The following is a 1,430-nucleotide window of genomic DNA, read 5'->3' as shown; positions in this document are numbered from 1 at the left end:
CAGTAGCCATCTCACTTAGACTCCCTTGTGCATCCACCAGATGCCGTTGCCGAATTCCGGTACGAGTGGTAATCCACTCATCCGATGTATCAACCATTTGGCTTAGTTGATGGTTATCGAGGGTAACCTCTGACGCTGCGGAACCACTTCCGGTAATAGCAATGCCTGTTCCTAGTTGATTCAAGGCTCTTCTCCATCAGTTGCATCCCATGTTTTTCTCTTCCCAAGTTCGCTGCTTAGGGAGAAGACAAAAAGACTGGTCATTGGTCAATCTTGCCATCACAGCCACTGTAAACTACACTATACAAGCCTTACACGGTTATGGTGTGGGGCTTGTGCCACGCTCAAGCTCAAAATTTCCTAGTTTAACGAAACCCTAGATGTTATTAGGTGGATTTTCTCCATATAGTTATCCGTTAAATACCAGAATTTGCTGCTAAAGCTACCGGAGTTTACCTAAATGGCTATAAGGATGAGTGTAACACCAGACTTGATCAGCTACTAAAAATTTAGTCGGCATTTTGTTATGGTCACATTTTGTTGACATTGTCAAGAATAACAGTTAACTATGAACTGTCAACCGTCAACCGCCAACCGTCAACAAAAAAACTGTTGCGCTAATGGTGGCCTTGAAATACCGATCAACCTATCATGGCTTACTCCTGACTGCTAGAATTACTAGCCACTGATTCGGGGGACTTTTTGAAGTGATTAGCTTTAATCCGCTCTAGTACTCGGTGATCAATGGCTTCTTGAGCCAACCGAATGGCGTTAAAAATCGATGGAGCTTGGGAGCTACCGTGACTAATAATACAAATTCCTGCCACCCCTAAGAGTAGAGCACCGCCATGTTCGGCATGATCCATACGCTGCTTAATCCGCTTCAAGTTGGGTTTTAACAACGCTGTACCTAGCTGACCTTGTATCCCTTGAGGCAGTTCTTCTCGGATAATTTGCAGCATCACCTCCCCTACTGCTTCGGCAAACTTGAGCAGTATATTGCCCACAAAGCCATCGCACACAATTACATCAAACTGACCTGAGAGTACATCTCTACCCTCAGCATTGCCAATAAAGTTTATTCTGGAATTCTTTCGTAGCAGTTGATGAGTACGGATGGCCAAATCATTGCCTTTACACTCTTCCTCACCAATGTTTAGCAGACCCACCTTAGGCTCTTCCATGCCCAAGACATACTTGCTATATACTGATCCCATGATGGCAAACTGCTCTAGATATTTAGGGCGACAATCCACAATTGCCCCCACGTCCATTATAATTACTGGCTTGCCAGCCATGATGGTAGGAAACACTGCGCCAATTGCGGGACGGTCAATCCCTGGCAGACGCCCTAAGCGCAATAGAGCCGCTGCCATGGCTGCCCCAGAGTGACCAGCACAGACTACAGCGTCAGCACGTCCTTGCTTGAC

1 protein-coding gene and 1 pseudogene are annotated in these 1,430 nt (G+C 46.0%); both read right to left on the bottom strand.

What is annotated here, in order from left to right:
- Positions 1-184 (bottom strand): annotated as a pseudogene (locus tag F6K49_RS48905) (3-oxoacyl-ACP synthase); the annotation flags it as partial.
- Positions 185-656: 472 nt separating this feature from the next.
- The coding region (gene plsX / locus F6K49_RS48900; RefSeq protein WP_293109954.1) for a phosphate acyltransferase PlsX at positions 657-1,430 on the bottom strand (774 nt) is incomplete at its 5' end.

This window comes from Moorena sp. SIO3I6, assembly GCF_010672095.1.
Note: the sequence above shows the minus strand (reverse complement) of the source record. Positions and strands in the feature narration are given on the sequence as shown.